Source organism: Legionella quinlivanii (genome assembly GCF_003265995.1).
GTDB lineage: Bacteria > Pseudomonadota > Gammaproteobacteria > Legionellales > Legionellaceae > Legionella_C > Legionella_C quinlivanii_A.
The window spans coordinates 1-19,803 of record NZ_MVJN01000010.1 but is presented as its reverse complement, the minus strand read 5'-3'; the positions used below and the strand labels follow the sequence as shown (position 1 = coordinate 19,803).

Genomic DNA, 19,803 nt, shown 5'->3' with positions numbered 1-19,803 from the left:
TATCAACAGTTTAATTCTACAGCTCATGTCTCCTTTAAGTTGATTGGAGGACAGATGTTGTTTTTTTCATAGATAATTTCTCCAGTTTCGGGAAAAAAGGCCGCACCTTGCTGATGAAATCATAAGCCATGAAGAGTGCGCCCAAAGCAAAAACCACATCGCCTGGCAACCGTAACCATTGCCATAACAAAGTAGTATTATAAAACTCAAGACTTCTGGCATGAGCAAAACCATGCTCATAAACATCCATTAATTGAGACCATCCAATAGGAAAGAAATTAAGTACAATCCATAACAAAAGACCAAGGTTATAAAGCCAAAATGCCCAAGTTCCTAAACACTCGCTCCACGGTAGGCGATCTCCTGCGGCATAACGCAAACAAAAATAAATAAGCCCAAGTCCAAGTAAACCAAACGCGCCAAATAAAGCAGTATGGGCGTGATTGAGCGTTAAAAAAGTACCGTGTTCATAATAGTTCACTAATGGCGCATTAAGTGTTCCGCCGCCAAATACTCCTGCACCAACAAAGTTCCAAAATGATGCGCCTAAAACATAGAGATAAGCCAAATTATAAGTGAAATCACCTTGACGTTTAATCAACTGTCGATGTTCAATCGCATCAATAATAAGAAGTACTAAAGGCAAAACCTCAAGAAAAGAAAACATCGAACCAAGCGGCACCCAGATATCAGGCGTACCTGTCCAGTACCAATGATGTCCTGTGCCAATCACCCCGCCTAAAAAAATAAGAATGGTTTCAAAAAACATGGTTCGCTCTGCAAGAACACGAGACACTAATCCGGTTCCCATTAAAAGATAAGCGGTTGAGCACGCCGCAAAAAACTCAAACGATTGCTCGACCCAAAGATGAACGACCCACCAACGCCAAAAATCAGTAATAGTAAATGATTTTTCAATACCAGTTAACGGTATCATACCAAAGCAATATAATACTGCCACATTCGCGGTACTTGCCCAAAAAAGATGTTCCAATTGAATTCGACCAGTCCAAAACTGTATTGTTGCCTCTTTAACAGTTTTCCACTCAGGCCACATGCCTCGAAAAACAATAAAACTCCAAAGAAACAGTCCAAGACAAAACCCTATTTGCCATAAGCGACCAAGTTGCAAATAAGAAAGTCCTTGATTACCAATCCAAAACCAGTATTGGTTGACATACCCCATAATCCCTAAATAATCACCAATTAGAGCGCCGCCAACAACAAACAGAGTGACCCAAAATAAAACACTGACTAAAAAGCCTTGGCCTTTTGCCTCCTTTTTACTAATTATGGGCGCCATAAACACTGCTGCACTAATCCAGGAAAGCGCAATCCAGACAATTGGTGTTTGTATGTGAACATCTCGCAGGAAGTTAAAAGGTAAATAGTCATTAATCGCAATACCATAAAAACCTTCACGCTCAGAATAGTAATGAGCCATAAGAGCGCCTACACTAATTTGAATAAGCAAAATAACTGCGACAACCAGGAAATACTGACCCACTTTGCGCTGGCTTGATGTAAGCGGTTTAAAACTCATGAATAGAGGTGTCCTGGGAGAGTCGTCTGACACGCTCAGATAATGATGATAAATGTATAAAATAGCACCAAATCCTAAGAACACAAAACAGAATGACACCCAAGTCCAATAAAAGGTAGCGGGTGTTGGGCTGTTTCCCATGCTGGGTTCATAAGGCCAGTTGTTGGTATAGGAGCTATTTTGTCCGGGTCGATGAGCAATGGTAGTCAATGAGGAGTAAATAAGAAAATCAGCCGTTTGCAACGCACTTTGCTCATCTAAGCTATAGGCTTTTGTCCAACCTTTTTTTGCATCATGATTCAATAATGTAAATGCAATTTCTTGTTTTAATTGTACTATTGAACCGGCAACTGATGTTGATAAAACACAGATGGGCGCACTTAAATCTGTGCTCTGTAATTCACGCTGCATCATTTTTCGGGCTAAATATTGCTCCTCTTCCGCCAAATCAGCAAACGATTTTCCGTAACGTGCTTGTGCTATTTTTTCTTCAACAAGCCGCCCTAACCGGAGCAAATATTTTGCAGTGTAATCTTCACCAAAATAAGAGCCCATGCCATACAGACTTCCATAATCCATCAAATCAGCGCGTTGAAACCCTGCTTTGCCCGCAACAATATCCTCTTCAGTCATGACCACTCGACCAGATTGAGTTTGAAATTGCTGTGGTAAAGGTGGAGCAAGTTGGTAGGTTTTATAAGTACCCCATATCAGCACCATAAAACAAATCAGCGCTGTGAACAATAAAATCCATTTTAAAACCAACGCAACAGGATCCCTTGTTGCCTTGGCATATTCGGTTATTGCTTTTGCATTTTGAGGCATTGTTTCACTCCATGAATCATCGTGTCACTTACCGAAGAATAATGCTCATAAAAATACATCACTTAAGATGGTCTGAGAAGGCACACCAGCAAGAAAAATCTGTTTTTTCAATTTATCAGTAGTTTCTTTAGGGCCGCAGACATAAACCCGTGTTTCTTTCGGGTGATTTAAATGCATTAATGTTCGTTTTTCTATAGAAGCTTCAGGAAATAACCCCTGACTTTGAAGCACGCAAGGGTCGTAAACAAAAGATGGGAACAGCATTGATAACATTTCCAGCTCTTCTTTATAGTAAATATCTTCATCAGAAAGACCGCCATGAACTAAAGTAATAGTGCCTTGATGATTTTGACTTAGCGCGCTTTTAATAATGGCAATAAGTGGAGCAAGCCCTGTGCCTGTTCCCGCCAGTAACATATTAAAAGCCAATTGCTCTGGGTTAAAATAAAAACAACGACCAAAGGGACCTCTTAGTTTCACTTCAATATTTTTTGTTGCTTTGCTCGCCAACCATTGTCCCATGCTCCCACCTTGATAAATTTTTATATGTAATTCAATAAACCCTTCTTGTATGGGTATGTTGGCGATTGAATAACTACGTATCGTGCCTTCAGGATTAATTAGGCTAAGGTATTGACCAGGAATCCAATGTGCTAAATTATCCACTCTAAGCTTCACTTGCATTACATTGTAATTAAGTGATTTTATATCGATTATTTTCGCGTTTACTTCACATTCAGCACTTTCAGGAGATGAAACTTGAAGCGCTGCCTCTGGCTTTGCAAGACAGGCTAGAAAATAACCTTGCGCTTTAAGCGTTTCGGGCAATCCTTCTTGCCAGGCAGGGTTAACAACCCCGTCTTTGATTTTAATTAAGCAAGATTGGCAGATACCCACCTGACACGAGTTAGGATAATCAACCTCATGACGTAGCAGGCACTGCAATACGCTTTCCTGATACTCTAAGGTATAAAATTGGTTTTTAAATGATATGGTACTCATGCGCGCCCCAATACGTCATTTCGAACGCTATTAGCAATTGCGGCCACTTGAGTAATATCCTCCGCTGTTGCTCCCAACTTAGCAAGCGTTGCGCCGAGATGCTCAATAACAATGTCCACATGCGTATCATCTAACCCACGTTTCAGTAAATGGTTATGTCCTTCGCGCATATTTTTTCCGGTGTACTTATTAGGCCCACCAAATACCATGGTTAAAAATCCTTTTTGCTTTAAGATTTGTTGCTCCATATCAACATCATCAAAAAAATGACTTACTCGTTCATCCGTTAACATTTTACGATAGAAAATATCAACCGCAGCATTGACTGCGTTTTGACCGCCCAGACGCTCAAATAATGACCCTGACATAATGATCCTCATAAAGATGTATTTGCAATGCATCTTATAAAAAGAAATAATCACAGTCAACAACCAATTAGGAATTAATGATGCAACTCACACAATTTACGGATTATTCATTACGCGCCTTGATTTATATCACGCTTAGAAAAGAATCCTGTACCATTAAAGACATTACTGAAGCCTATGGCATATCAAACAATCATATGGTTAAAATCGTTCATAATTTAGCCAAACTTGGATTGATTAAAACGATTCGAGGTAAAAATGGCGGTATTATCATGGCCTCTCAACCTGAAACCATTAATTTAGGTCAATTAATAACTCAATTGGAGCCTCATTTTGATTTAGTACCTTGCTTTAATAAGGCAAAGGCGAATTGCTGTATTGCTCCTGTATGCAAGTTAAAAGGTGTGTTGCATGAGGCTCAAGCTGCTTTTATGGATGTTTTGGAGCGTTATACTCTAGCTGATGTTTTGCATAACAAAAATGAGCTGTCTGTTCTATTGAACATCAACCCATTAGAGAAGTAATTCTTTATCGGGTTTTTGGGGCCAGGAATACAAAACCGCTTGCAGAATGAGTGCATGATTATGTTTTAGGTCTTTTGCAGCATAAAACAAAGTAATAGAGGTGCGATCTTCTTGTTCCAAAATGTGTTTTATTAAATCGATGCATCATCCGATTTTTTGTGCAAGCAAAATACCAAACAAACCAGAAATTTGTCTTCCTAATGAATCTTGTTTATGCAAATGACCTACTGATTCTTTATATTCAAGTATAGACCAGCCATTATCTTGATATCGATGATAAATTTCCTCTTTTTGTGGTAGATACGTGAAAAAATCAGGTAATGGATAAAGCTCTGATTGAATAGGAAAGACTAAAAAATGATATCCACCTGTTTTAGTCAACTCTTGAAGTTCAGTAAGCAGGTCTGGAATACGCATTGGGTTTAAAAATTGCAACGTCACTGTTGAGAGCACAAAATCAAAACGTTCTGCGTCAAGACTTAAAGGTTGATTTAAATCATGCAATTGGGCGACCGCCTCAGGCAGAGCTTCTTTTTGAGCAATATCCTGAATCGTATCTACTGCCGATTGACTGAAATCAAGTCCTTTTACACGATGCCCCATTTTTGCTAAATACAGTAAATTTCTACCCGAACCGCAGCCTACATCAAGGATGGATGCGTTTTGCAAATGAGACAAATAAGTCTGGTAAACATACATCAAATCACTATGTACTGGACTTAAACCGTGTTTTTTATTGAAGTAACGCTGGGGTATGCAATAAAACTCAATGGTTGCTTTAAATGATTCACTGACGGGAATAATTTTATGCCACGCAGCAGGAGGAATCAAGATTTGGGAATGCTCTTCATTAATCCTATCACGTGATAGTTCTTTTCCCTGACCGTTTAAAAATACAAAATCAATAGCTCCTTCATGCAGAAAAAGCTTACCCCAGGTTCCTTCTTTAGTGCTGTGTTTTTCCAGGAAAAATTTCAGTTTTCCATGGCTGTCAATCTCGGTTTTTTTGTAGCACAGTAACTTTTTAGGTTCCAATCTCATAACGTATCCTTTTTCTGTTATCAAAAACTCTTTGACTCCTTGTTATTTGCACTATCGGTAGATCCCAATTCTAATTGGGTCAATAAAGTACGCTCGTTTGTCAGCTTGTCCGCTAATTGATGATTTACATCCCGATGCTCTACCTCATCGTCACGCACGACCAAAAGTACGTCACGTAATCGTGCATCTGGAGCAAGCCTCCAATACTGTTTAGCAATTTCAGGAGCTGGGACATTTTCAATGCGACCATCATCTAACTCCTGTAAATAATGGGTGTAGCTGACCACGGCTTCTTCCTCAAGATAACCGACAAAGCGATGCGCTGTTTTTGAAGAAATAACATACATCAACAGGTACAACACCACAAAAATAGCTTGCGCGGTAAAAATAATAAAGCGCTCAAACCAATTAGGTTTGGCAATGTACATAAACGTAATCAAATGCATTCGTTCATTATCTGCTTCATCCAATAAAATTTTAATCCAACCCTCATCATTTTTAATCTTTCTTAAGCAGCGTAAATGCAGTAAAGCAGCGCCCACCATGCCAGGCACGGCAGCTACTGTTTCCAATACAATAGCTCTATTGCCATAGCGCTTTTGAAAAAAAGTATCTGCAAAAAAGCGGAAAAATTTCACTAGGCCAAAAGCAATTTTATCACTAATGGTTTTGGCAGGCTTATGAGTTACTGGCATGATATATTCCTATGCGATACGTAATATAGAATATATTATATTAAAGATGTATTTTAAATACAATTTTAATGTCTTGATTTAAGATATGGTTAAGATCATAGAGGCCTGACACACCATATACTTCAAACTTATTTACTCAATTATTACTAGATTTAAATATATTAAACATACTTAAACTTCCAGTTTAATTAACATAAAATATAAACCACCGCGATGTTGCTCATGTACTATGCCATTGCTCCATCGTTTTTTGAAGTAAGTTGACTGAATCAATGTGTCTTTGTTTAAGCATCTTGCGAATTCAGATTAGGTTTATCCAGCAATCCCTTATTGTTTAGTTTTTGCAGTAATAAATGAAAATAAATAAATCCTGCATAGGGATACCATTTTTTCGTAATTTTTGAAATTTGTTCGTAATCCAATTTTGTTTTAATACCTAACAACAGCTGTAAATTTTTTGCGGCACCTACATCATCTCCCGGGAACATTTCAATTTTACCCAATCCACGTAATAAGACATATTCTGCAGACCATCGTCCAATCCCCTTAAATTGGCATAGAAATGTTACAATTTCATTGTTGGTTCTATCCTCTAAATTATCAAACAAGGTTTCATCAGCGATTATTCTTAACGATAACTCAATAAGTGTTCTGCATTTATTGGTGCTAAAGCCCAACTTTTTTAATTCAGGAATAGAGCAGCTTGCTACATCTTTTGGAAGGGGAAATAAATAAAATGTTCCAAAAGCATCATTCATACTTTTTCCAACATATTGAACAAAACGGTTTTGAATTTGTAATCCTGCATCAAGTGATAATTGTTGACAGGAAATAGCGTTAACAAGTGCCTCAAATATACTAGGAAATCGAGGAGGCTTAAGTCCTTTAAATTGCCTCACCATAGAAGTTAAATAAGGATCTTCTTCTGCAATACGATAAAAATTGTGTAAGTTATGATTAAGCCCAAACATCATTTCTAATAATCGGATTAATTCTATCTTTATTTGTGAGCTAATTTTTATATTGGTAGATACCAAAATGTCTTTTTCATTTTTTTGTTCTACATCTACTTTAATTAATTGATTTTCAATAAAAAATAAACGTGTATAACGTTCATGACTCCATAAATCAACAATGTTCTTACCCCTTCTACGTAGAGCCCAAATGGTGTAATCGAGCCTAAATGGGTATATTGGTTGTAAAAGAAATGAAGTATGCATAATCTCTCAGTCCTATTAAATTAAATATGCTCTTTCCATTGATTCAATAGTTCTATAAAATTGAGTTCCATATCATATTGAAGGACAATTTAACCTGTTCCTCCAATAACAGGTAGGTGTTTTAACCAACGTCGATCATCACGTTAGGATAATCATTACGACTATATGTGCCTATACTTTTCCTATGTATTAAAAACCCCTGTCTTTAGAGATAATAAGCAGATAATGATGATTTTTTATTCATATCCAGAAAATACGAACAATGATATACAAAATTGTCATTCCAACTACAGGGATAACTATAAACCCAAGAAAATTATAAAATCCTATTCGGTTCTCTGCTGATTTATTATAGAATTTTTTAAATATTTTCCATTCTCGTTGAAAAAAGCTTTTTTTGGTCATAATAATCATCCATTTTATTGGTTTTTATCTACTTTCATTATTAATAAGTATAGCTTTACTATTTAATGATTGTATTAATTTGTTAGCACCTAACCTTCTTTGCTTGCATACAAACTTCCACAAGTTTATTTTGAGGGCCTTAGATATCATCTATAGTTTAAACAATTTGTTTTAAATTATTCATAAAATAATTAACTATAATATATATCTAACTCCTAATTCTGTCATACAAACTGTTCCGATAAGGATATCGTAATGCTACAAATAAAAAATTGGCTAAATTGGCTCTTTGGTGCAAAACCCCAGAATAATCAGGCTATAATAAATGAGTCTTCTGAGGATTCATTTCCAGCAAGCGATCCTCCCTCCTGGGCAGGGGGAATACAGGAAATCAAACAGCATACCATTGCATCAGACCTTGTTCTTACCAGTGAATTCCATAAAAGTACACAACAAATTCTTTCGATAAATGGTATCGATTATCATTACAATAGTTTACTAGCTGCTGAACAGGGAGGACTTAAAGACTTATCAAAACTACCCTACACTTTAAAAATTCTTTTGGAGAATTTACTTCGTCATCTAGACGGACAATCTGTTACAGTTGATGATCTCAAAGCAATAATTGAGTGGTTAAAACTAAAAACTTCCAATCGTGAAATAGTGTACCGTCCTGCACGTGTCTTAATGCAGGATTTTACTGGCGTACCTGCTATTGTAGATCTTGCTGCAATGCGTGCTGCGATTGAAAAGCTTGGTGGAAATCCGGAACAAATTAATCCCCTTTCAGCTGTTGACCTGATAATTGATCATTCCATACAAATTGATCAGTTTCTTATACCCGATGCTTTTACAATCAATGCCACAATGGAAATGGAAAGGAATTATGAACGCTATGAGTTTTTACGATGGGGACAAAAAGCATTTAGAAATTTTCGTGTTGTACCACCTGATACGGGAATATGTCACCAGGTGAACCTGGAATACCTGGCCAAAACTGTTTGGACTCAAGAAATCAATGGGAAAATATATGCCTACCCTGATACTTTAGTGGGTACGGACAGCCATACGACTATGATTAACGGTCTTGGGGTACTTGGCTGGGGAGTCGGTGGTATTGAAGCAGAAGCTGCTATGTTAGGACAACCAATTTCTTTACTAATTCCTGAAGTGATTGGTGTAAAACTGACAGGACAATTACAAGAAGGCATTACAGCAACTGATCTGGTTCTTTCTGTAACACATCTTTTACGTGAAAAAGGGGTCGTAGGGAAATTTGTTGAATTCTTTGGAGATGGGTTACGTCATTTATCTCTTGCAGACAGAGCAACAATTAGCAATATGTCACCTGAATATGGCGCCACATGCGGTTTCTTTCCTATTGATGAAGCCACCCTCGATTATTTGCGTTTAAGTGGAAGAGAGGAGCAAAGCGTTGCTCTTGTTGAAGCTTATGCGAAAATTCAGGGATTATGGCATGATCCTCAAGCTGAACTTGTTTATACAGATTTGGTTACACTGGATTTATCAACTATCCGAGCGTGTATTGCTGGCCCAAAACGCCCGCAAGATCAAGTTGAATTGTCAGATCTGGCTAATACTTTTGATAAATTCTTAGCAGAAAACAAACGTAGCGAAGAGAAAGAACAATCGTTTGGTACCGATGTGAATTATGAATTACATCATGGGGACGTTGTTATTGCAGCCATCACCAGTTGTACCAACACCTCGAACCCAAATGTACTGATTGCAGCTGGATTATTAGCAAAAAAAGCAGTTGAAAAAGGAATGACACGAAAACCTTGGGTGAAAACCTCATTTGCACCAGGTTCTCAAGTGGTCACTCTCTATCTGGAAAAAACTAACTTACAAAAATATCTTAATGAGCTGGGTTTCACATTAGCAGGCTATGGATGTACAACGTGTATCGGAAATTCTGGCCCTCTTCCCGAACCTGTAGAAAAAACAGTGATTGAAAATGATTTAATTGTTTCAGCTGTACTTTCAGGTAATCGTAATTTTGAAGGACGAATCCATCCACTTGTTAAAGCAAATTGGCTCGCGTCACCACCGCTTGTTGTTGCCTTTGCCATTGCTGGGACTGTATTGATTGATTTGACAAAAGATCCTCTTGGAGAAGATAAGGCAGGAAATCCTGTTTATCTAAAAGATTTATGGCCAAATAATGATGAAATTGCCCGGGAGGTAGCTACTATTACTAGCAAGATGTTTCATGACACCTATGCAAATATATTCACAGGAACAGATGAATGGCGCTCTATGAAAATTTCTGAATCAGATACTTATGCATGGCCGCTGGAATCAACATATATTCAACATCCACCATTTTTTGATGGTATGGGTGTGACCCCAGAAAAAATTAAGAATATTAAAGGTGCGAGAATTTTGGCACTGTTTGGAGATAGCATTACTACTGACCATATTTCACCCGCCGGTTCCATTAAACCAGAGAGTCCCGCTGGGGAATATCTGCTATCCAAAGGTGTAACAATTAAAGACTTTAATTCTTATGGATCACGGCGTGGGAACCATGAAGTCATGGTGCGAGGAACATTTGCTAACATCCGTATTAGAAATGAGATGACTCCAGAGCTTGAAGGAGGTTTTACAAAATATATTCCCACTGGTGAAATAATGCCGATATATGATGCTGCAATGCGTTATAAAAATGGAGGTACAGCATTGGTTGTAATTGCTGGTAGGGAGTATGGAACAGGCTCTTCTCGAGATTGGGCGGCAAAAGGACCGAAGCTTCAAGGTGTTGTGGCAGTCATGGCAGAAAGCTTTGAACGAATCCATCGCTCAAATTTAATTGGTATGGGAATTTTGCCTCTAGAGTTTCCTGAAGGAATCACACGTAAAACGCTGCAAATTTCAGGCTCTGAACTCATTGATATTATAGGACTTACTCATCAGATGAAACCACGCATGCCAGTAAAAGTTGTTATCCATAGAGAGGATGGAAATCAAAGCGAAGTTACTCTTATTTCGCGAATTGATACATTAAATGAATTAGATTACTACAAAAATGGTGGAATTTTACACTATGTATTAAGAGGAATGTTAAAAAAATAAGCTGAGCCATGCGGAGTAATTTAAATTAATATTAGTAAGCTATGTATTTTCGACGGGAGCCATTTACAATGAATATACAGGTCAAACGAATTTATGAGGAATCAAACGAATCGGATGGCTTTCGAATCCTTGTTGATAGACTTTGGCCTCGCGGAATAAAAAAAACTGAAGCAAATATTGATCTGTGGTTAAAAGACATTGCACCCAGTGATTCATTACGCAAGTGGTTCAATCATGATCCCAAGAAATGGACTGAATTTCAAAAACGTTACGCGCAAGAAATAACAGATAAACAAGAAGATATTGATATTATTCTAGATGAAGGGAAGAAAAAAAAAGTGACTTTATTATTTGGTTCTAAAGAAACTGAACACAATAATGCTGTGGCTTTATTAAATATTTTATTAACTAAAATTTGATTGTTCTTGTATATCGAGGTTAAAAAGGAGTTGTAATTATGGCTATTTACCAAATTAAACTGTTAGAACGTCAAATTGTTGCTGAAGGAACAATGGCATTTATTTTTGAAAAACCAAAGGATTTCACCTTTAAAGCAGGTCAATTTGGTGACTTCACTTTACTTAATCCTGAAGAGACAGATGAGGAAGGTAATACTCGTGCTTTCTCGCTCACTAATCCCCCTTATGCGAACGATTTAATGGTGGCTACTCGTATGCGCGATACAGCCTTTAAACGAGTATTAAAAACACTTCCTATAGGTACTGAACTCAAATTAGATGCGCCATATGGATCTTTTACGCTACATAATAATAAAGCGATACCGGCTGTATTTCTTACAGGCGGAATTGGTATTACACCGGTGAGAAGCATTGTTACACAAGCCACAGAAGATAAGCTACCGCACCAAATTTATTTATTTTATTTTAATAACAGACCAGAAGATACCGCCTTTCTGGAAGAACTAAAATCTCTCGAAAAAGGAAATTCGTATTATAAATTTATCTCAACTATGACGGTTATGGAAAAATCAAAGCAGCCTTGGACTGGTGAAAAAGGTTTTATTAATCGAGAAATGCTAGAAAAATACATCAAAGATTTAACTACACCTATTTATTATATCTCAGGTCCAGCAACAATGGTTGCTGCCATGCGCAAGATGTTAAATGAAGCGGATATTAATGATGATAATATTCGTACAGAGGAATTTTCTGGATACTAAATCATATTTATATAATTGGAGATATGTATGGGTAATCACTTAGCTTCTATTCGCTGGCAACGTAATGGGCCAGATTTTAATTATGAAACCTATGATCGTACTTACACAATCAAATTTAGCGGAGGAGAAAACATTCAGGCATCAAATCCAAAGGTCTACTTCGGTAAATCAGAATTGCCTAATCCTGAGGAATTGCTCGTGTCAGCCCTATCGGGTTGTTATATGCAAACTTTTTTAGCGGTAGCTTGCAAAAATGGTTATGTCATTGATAGTTATATTGATGAGGCTATTGGTATAACGAATAAAAATGAGCATGGAAAAATTAGCGTGACAGAAATTACATTGCATCCCAAAATTAAATTTGGTGGTTCGAAACTTCCTGACGATGAGGCCATAAATAAGATGCGGGAAAAAGCTCATGAAAATTGTTTTATTTCGAATTCCATCAATAGTCAGGTAAACATAGAGATAACAGCCAGCTAAACTCTAAAATTGCGAGAATAATAGTGTAAAATTATGACTAAACTTTATACCATTGGACATTCGACACGTACTCTGCAGGAATTTCTTGATATAGTACATGCGTATCAAATTACACACGTCGTGGATGTGCGTACCATACCCAAATCTCGCCATGTGCCATGGTTTAATGAAAATGAACTAAAAAAATCACTTCGAAAAGAAAAAATTGCCTATACTCATTTATCAAAATTGGGTGGTTTACGTCGAACGACTCATAATTCCATCAATATGGGATGGAGCAATAAAAGCTTCCGTGGCTTTGCAGATTATATGCAAACATCTGAGTTTTACGAAGGGCTAAAGGAATTAAACGGCTTAATAAAAAAGAACCAAAAAGTCGTTATAATGTGTGCTGAAGCTGTACCTTGGCATTGTCATCGCTCTCTTATTGCAGATGCAGAAGTGGCTCGGCATCTTGTGGTTTTGGAAATTATGAGCAAAAACTCGGCTCATCTTCATAAATTAACCGACTTTGCGGTAATTAATAGAAAGAAAAGACCCATTCAAATTTATTATCCAAAGCTAAATGACAAATGAAAAGGACTAAAATCCCTCTTCCCCACTCCCAGTGAGCATAACCTGTCACGAACAAAAAACTTCACTTTTAACCCGCTTAGGAATAAATAATCCAGAATAGTTAAAGTACCATACTCATTATCTCAACTGAAACGCATTAATGAATCTTTTTCTCGCCTCGGCTTTCAACGTTCCTTGGCGAGAAGTAGAAGATTCAAATTTTAAATTAATTTATCTGGCGAATAATAAGAAAGTCGGGGAATTATTTATCGACTAGAGTTTGTTTATGACATCTGTAAATGATTTTATCAGTAGCGAGATCTATGAGTTCTCCTCTAGCTCCAGAAGATTCCAAATCACATAATAGAATCAAACGTACCTGCTCAAAGAACAGCACCATACAATCGTTCTTGCTGATAAGGGATATGATTCACAAGAGCTTATTGATACCTTACACCATCAAGACTGCTCATCAGTCATTCCATCAAGAAAAAATGCTAAAAAGCCCAGAGAAATAGATAAAGAACTTTATAAGGAACGCTTTCTAATCGAGGCCTTTTTCTCTAAATTAAAGCATTTTCGAAGAATTCTTTCTCGGTTTGATAAAACCACTTCCGCTTTTTCTGGATTTTTACATTTGGCCGGTGCGCTCATTTGGATGCGATAGAAATTTCGTTCACAGAACCTAGTACGACCGTCCCATAATTGTCCCAAATTGATATATTAATAAAAATAAATCCAATTAAATAAAGGATATAAAACAAAAAATCATCGGATTATAATTCCGTTGGTCCTAGGTTCAAGTCCTAGTGGGCCCACCAATGAAATCAATTAGTTAGTCTAGACTAACTTGATTAAAGTGCCCCCTTAATTGGTGTAGAGCCCAAATACTCCTTATAAATTCCATATAATGAGCAGCTTTAATAGATACAGTGAGTATAGACCCACTTCCCTTTAAAGGTTATGGTGAACACAACAAAAACTATATTAATTGCATATCAGGCTTTAAATTACTTATTGTTTAAATAAACCATAAAATTCCTTTATTAAAACGCTCTATATAGGTATAAAATCTATTATTTCTAATAACATTAGTGCGCCCTATTATGATACCAACAAACAGAGCCCCAGCACACCCAGGGGAAGTGTTACTAAATGAGTTCCTTGAGCCGCTCAATTTATCACAAAAGCAATTTGCCGAACATTTAGGCTGGACCTATGCTCGCCTTAATGAAATCGTTAATATGCGCCGAGGAGTCACTGCGGACTCTGCCTTGTCATTTGCCGAGTCATTAGGAACAGAACCCGAATTTTGGCTCAATATCCAACAAAGCTGGGATTTATGGCGAGCCAGACAAACCCATACAGCCGTTTCTCCGTTACCCCATATTGAAGGTTAGCCCCATCAAACACCCAAGGTAGGCTATAAATCTCACAGAAAGTGATTAAATCGTATATCGGTATATGATATAATTTCTATTATCTATTTCACCAAAACCTCTACTTGTAAATAAGTTGTGCTAAGCATTGAATCCTTCAATGATTTATTTTAAAGCGCTGTAGAGGTACTTTGCACCCTAAAGGAATATCATGTTTTCAGTATTGGCTCGCTCTGATAGAAATGAAAAAGATTTTTTTGGCGATCCCATTATTTATCGCACCAGAGACAGTTGGGGTGAGATATTAGTCATTGATAGGAAAATGAAGCGTGTACTTGCTTTTGACCCCATTTATGAACAAAGCTGCTTGAATTTAAATGAGCCACATATTCCTGCGCACGAATACACGCGAATCATGCTCTTAGTCTTAGCTTTTGTTCACCCCAAACACGTGACCCTTTTAGGCTTGGGAGGTGGCTGTCTTCTTCATTCACTTCATTACCTCATGCCTCAATGCACAATTAGCGCTATTGAGCTTCGAAAGAAAGTGCATGAAGTGGCTCTTAATTTCTTTTTAATGCCAACTCATCCCAATATTCATGTCGTTATTTCTGACGCACAAAAAGCTTTAGTACAATGCGATGCACAAAACACCCAGATTATTTTTGCAGACATGTATCAAGCTCATGGCATGAATCCCTTTCAAATACAAAAAAAATTCATTCTCCAATGCGCTCGCATTTTGGATGACAATGGATGGCTGGTAGTAAACTATCATCAACTACCAGAGCATAATTCACGCTTCATTCAATGTTTACAACGTTATTTTTCCGAACTATTTGCAGCTCTTTCCTACAGTGGAAATTATATTTTATTTGCTCGAAAAAAACAGGGAAGCCCTCTGAGTAAGTATCAAACGAACGTACTCGATTTAGAAAACCAGCTTAACATTAAGTTACTCATGTTGTTTAAACGAATTACTCGCGTGTACTCAAATCCGTACTGATAAAAGCTTAAATGCTATTTTTCTGAATTCAAGTAATAAACAACGCTTAAGCTTTTTTCACAAACTCTGATTTAAGCTTCATTGGCCCAATCCCTTCGATTTTACAATCAATATTATGATCTTCATGGGGTACCAAGCGAATGTTTCTTACCTTGGTCCCTACTTTGACGACCTGTGACGATCCTTTGATTTTCAAATCCTTAATCACACTAATCGTATCCCCGTCATGGAGTCCTGTACCATGCGCGTCTTTAACCATAGCTGCATCATGGTCTTTTGGCTTTTCCTCAGTGTGTTGCAGCCATTCGAAGGAGCACTGCGAGCACACAAAAACAGTACCGCTGGGATAGCTGTACTCTGAATGGCATTCTGGGCATGGGGGAAATTGATTCATCGAATTGATCCTATTTTGTTGGAATGGGAGTAGAATTTAAGTCTTTGATTAAATCAGCAAGAGTTTCAAACACAGTTCCTCGTTCAATCAAGTGGTACATGTTCAGTTTATCCAGCTTCTTACGAACGGTTTTATTCGCCTCACAAAGATAAACACGCACTCCACGGTGATGAAACGCCTTGATAATTTCTTGAAATGTTTGTAATCCTGTCATATCCATAAATGGAATATTCTTTAAACGAAACACAATGATTTCAGGATCGGAATGGGTTATCGCCAGGGCTTGTTCAATTTTTTCGGCTGCACCAAAAAAGAAGGGTCCCTGGATGGAATAAACCAGAACGCCTTCTGGAAGTACTAAATCAGAATCATCCAACTCCCTAGATATCTCGGTATGGCACTCTTCTTCAATGGTTACCGCCTGACTCATTCTACGAATAAAGAGCAATACCGCGACAATAACGCCTATATTGACTGCAATCATTAAATTAGTCAGTACCGTTAACAAAAATGTGGTGACTAATACAATGACATCATGGCGTGGTGCGTGAGTCAGCATGTATTTAAAATGAGGTACATCACTCATGTTGTACGCCACTACAAACAAGATAGCAGCTAAAGAGGATAAAGGAATGTATTCTGCACAAGGAGCAAGAATCATAATGACGAGCAGTAAAAACACAGAGTGAACAATGGCCGCAATCGGACTGTTACCCCCGTGTCGCACATTGGTTGCTGTGCGAGCAATAGCACCCGTGGCCGCAAACCCTCCAAATAAAGGAGTCACGATGTTAGCCAGTCCCTGCCCTATTAATTCCTGGTTGGAATGATGCCGCGTTTTAGCAAGTCCATCCGCAGCTGTTGCCGACAATAAGGACTCAATAGCACCCAGTAAGGCAATGGTAAAGGCAGGACCAATTAAATTAGTAATCTGATTTAATTCCAGTGAAGGAACATGAAACGTGGGAAGCACCGAAGGGATTCCACCAAAAGCACTACCAATAGTCGCGACCGTTTTAAACTGGAAATACATCTGCAAAAGGGTGGCCACTACCATCGCCACTAAAGGGCCAGGGATTTGTTTGATGCATTTAGGCGTAAGCCACATAAGCAGTAAACATAGGGTAGCAAGTGCCGTGGTGGTGACATCGAGATGCGGTAGCGCATGCATTAAAGCTACAAGTTTCGTATGAAATGGAGCATCAAGCGGTACATGCACAGACAGGCCAAAAAAATCATTCCATTCACTAACGAAGATAATCACCCCTATACCACTGGTAAACCCGACAATCACCGGATCGGGAATAAACTTAATGACACTTCCCAACTTAATCAGTCCCATGAACAATAGAATGAATCCCGCAAGTAAGGTAGCGATTTGCAACCCCTCTATACCATAATGCGCCGTAATGCCGGCAAGGATGACCACAAAAGCCCCGGTTGGCCCTGCTATTTGTACCCGACTGCCACCAAAAACACCAACCACAAGCCCTGAAACAATCGCGGTATATAGCCCTTGTGCCGGAGGAACTCCTGATGCAATCGCAAAAGCCATTGCTAAGGGTAAAGCCACAATCCCGACAATAAGTCCCGCGATTAAATTCGTCATCCAATTTTTAGGTTTAAGTAATCCAGCCTGGTAGGCTTCATATAAGGCAAGCATCATCAGTCACTCGGTTAGTATGATTTTTTTAATTTATGAAAATGCGTTGTTAGCGGGGTGCTTGCCCGCCAGATAGCGCATAATCTAGGAAACATAAATTATATCATATATCGATATAAGATTCAGGTATCATCTGCATGTAGGTCGTAAATTTTTGATGCTAAGAGGGCCCTCAGCTTTAATTCATTCGGGCATTAAACATGAAGGCTCAAGAAGAATTTTTTGAATCGTATCAGTCAAAGGTAGCACGACCAATTTTTGTTTACTGCATGTTCCAGCCTTTAAACTAATGCTGCTTTTAGGAACCGCAAATAGTTTAGATAAAAAGGATATTAACTCTTTATTAGCAGCACCTTGGTGCGGTTTAGCATGTAAGGCAAGATGCAGCCCCTGCTCCGTAATAGCGACAAGAGCCGTTTTTTTCGCATGGGGTTTCGCGATAATCTGTAGGGTAACCTCACGCGCGTGTATTTTAAACCACATAACCATACCTTAACGAATAGTCGAAGAGAGCTTAAATTTGAATTGAAACCAAACTTGAAATTCAAGGCACGACAATCTTTTTTTCTAAAATGCTGTCAAATTAATGATAACCAATTATTGAGTTCATCAATGATTGATACTACCCCTTCTGGCAAACCAAGCGCCTGAACTCTATGAGCCCCTAAAACACGTAAATGCCCAGACCAAAGAAGCTGCATCCGCTCCAACTCATGGGACTGAAATTGCACTGGAAGAGAAAATACTGTTCCACGATTTTGAAATGTTTCGATGATATTATCTTTTAATCGGATTTTATCAATGAGCTTACTCTCTCGACATAATAATAGTAGATCATGGTAGTCTTTCATACGGCTGTTGGCTGCCCCACGAGAAATGAGGGTTTCCAGTTTTTCGGCAAAAATAGTTTCAACTGGATATACTTCCAGCGAGATAAGATCTTCAAACAATGGCTTTTCTTTGTAATTAAAGGATGGCCACTCTAGTAATACTGGCTCAACAACATCACCCACACCAATGTCCACAAAAAATTTATCGCTCATCACTCCAAATTGAACGGCAATCCCTATTTGAAACCCAGGGTAATTCATATGTTGGTGATCTAAATCATCAAGATTGATGAATTGCATCTGAAACCCATCATCCAGATTGATTAAACAGATTTCTTGCATGATTAATTCTACATTAGATTTTTCTGCATTTAGCCGTCTAGCTAATAGATCAATATCAACGGTTTCTCTGCCAATAGTCAGGTAATAGGATAAGAGCAACCCACCTTTGAATATGAATTTATCAGAATATACAGATCGAGAAAGTCTGGCTAAAAATCGCTCTAAAACTAATAGCTTCCAAACTTCATTAAAACTCTTATCCTTTTCTTTGCCAATATGTTTTAAACGTGCTTTTAAAGCTTGTTCATTCATGTTGTCACCGTCAAAATATAAGGCTCAAGATTAAGTCCAAATTGCCTCGCATACTGCTGAAGCTTCTTAATATCCAATTTTTTTGTTGCTCTACTATTCACAGCTGCTTTAAGCGCTTTAATGGCAATTTCTTTACTGAGATAGCGAAAGGCGTCGATTATCGTTCTTTCTCTGTCAAAAATGACCACTGTTTCCCGCCCTATTGGGTACAGTATTTTACCTGTTTCTATATCACGCATTCTAACAATACGAGTATGATCTCGTTTTGGTGCCGTAGTAGAATGAGGAACGGCTATCCAATGCTCTCGTGGCATTTCATCCGTCAACTCATACAGAGCCAAAGCGGAGACCAGACAGACCACACCTTGTGGGATACTTTTGGCAATGATAATCAGATCTTCCCATTGAAAATCCGCATCAATAGAGGATTCTACACCTCGATAAACACCGTGACCAATACGTTCAATCCTATTAGTTTTTACATAATAGCTGAGCCGGCTGGGATGGATACCTGCTTCACGTGCCTCTGCAGCGTAAAAGACTGGTTTTGCAAACAGATCTTGCAATGTCATTTCATTATTTAGTTTCATACTTATAATTTTAATATTAAAACCCAATAACGTCAAATGGGTTTCAATATTAAAATTACCACGTAAAAACCCATTGTGGGGAATTTGCGTATTTGGGTACGACGCTGTTATACTTTGTACGACAATTGTAGTGGTTTCCTGCGATTAAAATTATAATAGAATCAATTACTTAATTTTGCATTGACGGGCTCATAATCCGTTGGTCCTAGGTTCAAGTCCTAGTGGGCCCACCAATAAAATCAAGCAGTTACAGTGCTTTCCAAAATACTCGAAAATCTCGGGGCTTTCCCAATAACGGGGGCAGCTTTAATCATCCGCAAAGGACTCTAACACGTAGTCTATAGTTTTCAAAATTCCTAAATCCATATGCTCTTCGCTGGATAAGTTTCATTTTTCGATGAAAGCCTTCA

At 38.0% G+C, this 19,803-nt stretch carries 20 protein-coding genes and 1 pseudogene; 9 read left to right on the top strand and 12 right to left on the bottom strand.

Translation table 11 applies throughout. The features are described from left to right. Positions 1-34 precede the first annotated feature (34 nt). From B1207_RS12785 to B1207_RS12775, 3 genes are read right to left on the bottom strand one after another with little or no spacing between them, the layout of a single operon-like run. Positions 35-2,368, bottom strand: a complete 2,334-nt coding sequence (locus B1207_RS12785) for a nitric-oxide reductase large subunit (RefSeq protein WP_112220342.1) — start codon at positions 2,366-2,368, stop codon at positions 35-37. 45 nt (positions 2,369-2,413) lie between these two features. Continuing rightward, the gene (locus B1207_RS12780; protein ID WP_112220341.1) at positions 2,414-3,370 is read right to left on the bottom strand and encodes an FAD-binding oxidoreductase; all 957 of its coding nucleotides are present in this window, start codon (positions 3,368-3,370) and stop codon (positions 2,414-2,416) included. Next, positions 3,367-3,738, bottom strand: a complete 372-nt coding sequence (locus B1207_RS12775) for a group I truncated hemoglobin (RefSeq protein ID WP_172458303.1) — start codon at positions 3,736-3,738, stop codon at positions 3,367-3,369. Before B1207_RS12775 ends, B1207_RS12780 begins: the two co-directional genes overlap by 4 nt. An 80-nt stretch (positions 3,739-3,818) precedes the next feature. On the opposite strand from B1207_RS12775, the gene B1207_RS12770 reads away from it, so the two are divergent. Continuing rightward, positions 3,819-4,262 carry an Rrf2 family transcriptional regulator gene (locus B1207_RS12770; protein WP_112220340.1) on the top strand — a complete coding sequence of 148 codons (444 nt, stop codon included), beginning with the start codon at positions 3,819-3,821 and terminating at the stop codon, positions 4,260-4,262. A gap of 144 nt (positions 4,263-4,406) precedes the next feature. Here B1207_RS12770 and tehB read toward each other — a convergent pair whose 3' ends face one another. The 3 genes from tehB to B1207_RS12755 all read right to left on the bottom strand — a co-directional run bounded on the left by tehB (position 4,407) and on the right by B1207_RS12755 (position 7,218). Beyond that, entirely contained in the window at positions 4,407-5,303 is an 897-nt protein-coding gene (gene tehB / locus B1207_RS12765) for an SAM-dependent methyltransferase TehB (RefSeq protein ID WP_112220339.1), read from the bottom strand. A 20-nt stretch (positions 5,304-5,323) separates the two neighbouring features. After that, the gene (locus B1207_RS12760; protein ID WP_112220338.1) at positions 5,324-5,998 is read right to left on the bottom strand and encodes an alternative oxidase; all 675 of its coding nucleotides are present in this window, start codon (positions 5,996-5,998) and stop codon (positions 5,324-5,326) included. 284 nt (positions 5,999-6,282) lie between these two features. Then, complete coding sequence (locus B1207_RS12755) at positions 6,283-7,218, bottom strand: DNA-3-methyladenine glycosylase family protein (RefSeq protein ID WP_112220337.1); 936 nt, start codon at positions 7,216-7,218, stop codon at positions 6,283-6,285. Positions 7,219-7,878: 660 nt separating this feature from the next. Here B1207_RS12755 and acnA point away from each other — a divergent pair. The 8 genes and pseudogenes from acnA (at position 7,879) to B1207_RS12715 (ending at position 15,322) form a co-directional block, all read left to right on the top strand. Then, entirely contained in the window at positions 7,879-10,719 is a 2,841-nt protein-coding gene (acnA, locus tag B1207_RS12750; protein ID WP_112220336.1) for an aconitate hydratase AcnA, read from the top strand. Positions 10,720-10,787: 68 nt separating this feature from the next. After that, positions 10,788-11,138, top strand: a complete 351-nt coding sequence (locus tag B1207_RS12745) for a DUF488 domain-containing protein (RefSeq protein ID WP_058517918.1) — start codon at positions 10,788-10,790, stop codon at positions 11,136-11,138. Positions 11,139-11,176: 38 nt separating this feature from the next. Beyond that, a complete protein-coding gene (locus B1207_RS12740; protein WP_112220335.1) occupies positions 11,177-11,899 on the top strand; it encodes an FAD-dependent oxidoreductase in 723 nt (240 codons plus the stop codon). Positions 11,900-11,926: 27 nt separating this feature from the next. Then, positions 11,927-12,382, top strand: coding sequence for an OsmC family protein (locus B1207_RS12735; protein ID WP_058517916.1), 456 nt, complete (start codon positions 11,927-11,929; stop codon positions 12,380-12,382). A 33-nt stretch (positions 12,383-12,415) separates the two neighbouring features. After that, the gene (locus B1207_RS12730; RefSeq protein ID WP_058517915.1) at positions 12,416-12,958 is read left to right on the top strand and encodes a DUF488 domain-containing protein; all 543 of its coding nucleotides are present in this window, start codon (positions 12,416-12,418) and stop codon (positions 12,956-12,958) included. A gap of 358 nt (positions 12,959-13,316) precedes the next feature. Continuing rightward, positions 13,317-13,604, top strand: a pseudogene (locus tag B1207_RS12725) (transposase); the annotation flags it as partial. A 439-nt stretch (positions 13,605-14,043) separates the two neighbouring features. Beyond that, positions 14,044-14,337: a HigA family addiction module antitoxin gene (locus B1207_RS12720; protein ID WP_112220334.1), complete on the top strand. Its 294-nt coding sequence runs from the start codon at positions 14,044-14,046 to the stop codon at positions 14,335-14,337. A gap of 190 nt (positions 14,338-14,527) precedes the next feature. Next, entirely contained in the window at positions 14,528-15,322 is a 795-nt protein-coding gene (locus tag B1207_RS12715) for a spermidine synthase (RefSeq protein ID WP_112220333.1), read from the top strand. Between the two features lie 46 nt (positions 15,323-15,368). Here the strand turns inward: B1207_RS12715 and B1207_RS12710 are convergent, their stop codons facing one another. The 6 genes from B1207_RS12710 to B1207_RS12680 all read right to left on the bottom strand — a co-directional run. Then, a complete protein-coding gene (locus B1207_RS12710) occupies positions 15,369-15,716 on the bottom strand; it encodes a zinc ribbon domain-containing protein YjdM (protein ID WP_112220332.1) in 348 nt (115 codons plus the stop codon). A 10-nt stretch (positions 15,717-15,726) separates the two neighbouring features. Then, entirely contained in the window at positions 15,727-17,379 is a 1,653-nt protein-coding gene (locus B1207_RS12705) for a SulP family inorganic anion transporter (protein ID WP_112220331.1), read from the bottom strand. Between the two features lie 183 nt (positions 17,380-17,562). Continuing rightward, complete coding sequence (locus B1207_RS12700) at positions 17,563-17,862, bottom strand: DUF167 domain-containing protein (RefSeq protein WP_112220330.1); 300 nt, start codon at positions 17,860-17,862, stop codon at positions 17,563-17,565. Between the two features lie 95 nt (positions 17,863-17,957). Then, a complete protein-coding gene (locus tag B1207_RS12695; RefSeq protein WP_112220329.1) occupies positions 17,958-18,803 on the bottom strand; it encodes a nucleotidyl transferase AbiEii/AbiGii toxin family protein in 846 nt (281 codons plus the stop codon). Continuing rightward, positions 18,800-19,393: a type IV toxin-antitoxin system AbiEi family antitoxin domain-containing protein gene (locus B1207_RS12690; RefSeq protein ID WP_172458302.1), complete on the bottom strand. Its 594-nt coding sequence runs from the start codon at positions 19,391-19,393 to the stop codon at positions 18,800-18,802. The genes B1207_RS12695 and B1207_RS12690 overlap by 4 nt, the downstream gene beginning before the upstream one ends. A gap of 310 nt (positions 19,394-19,703) precedes the next feature. Then, a partial coding sequence (locus B1207_RS12680; protein ID WP_146740063.1) for a transposase occupies positions 19,704-19,803 on the bottom strand: 100 nt, incomplete at its 5' end.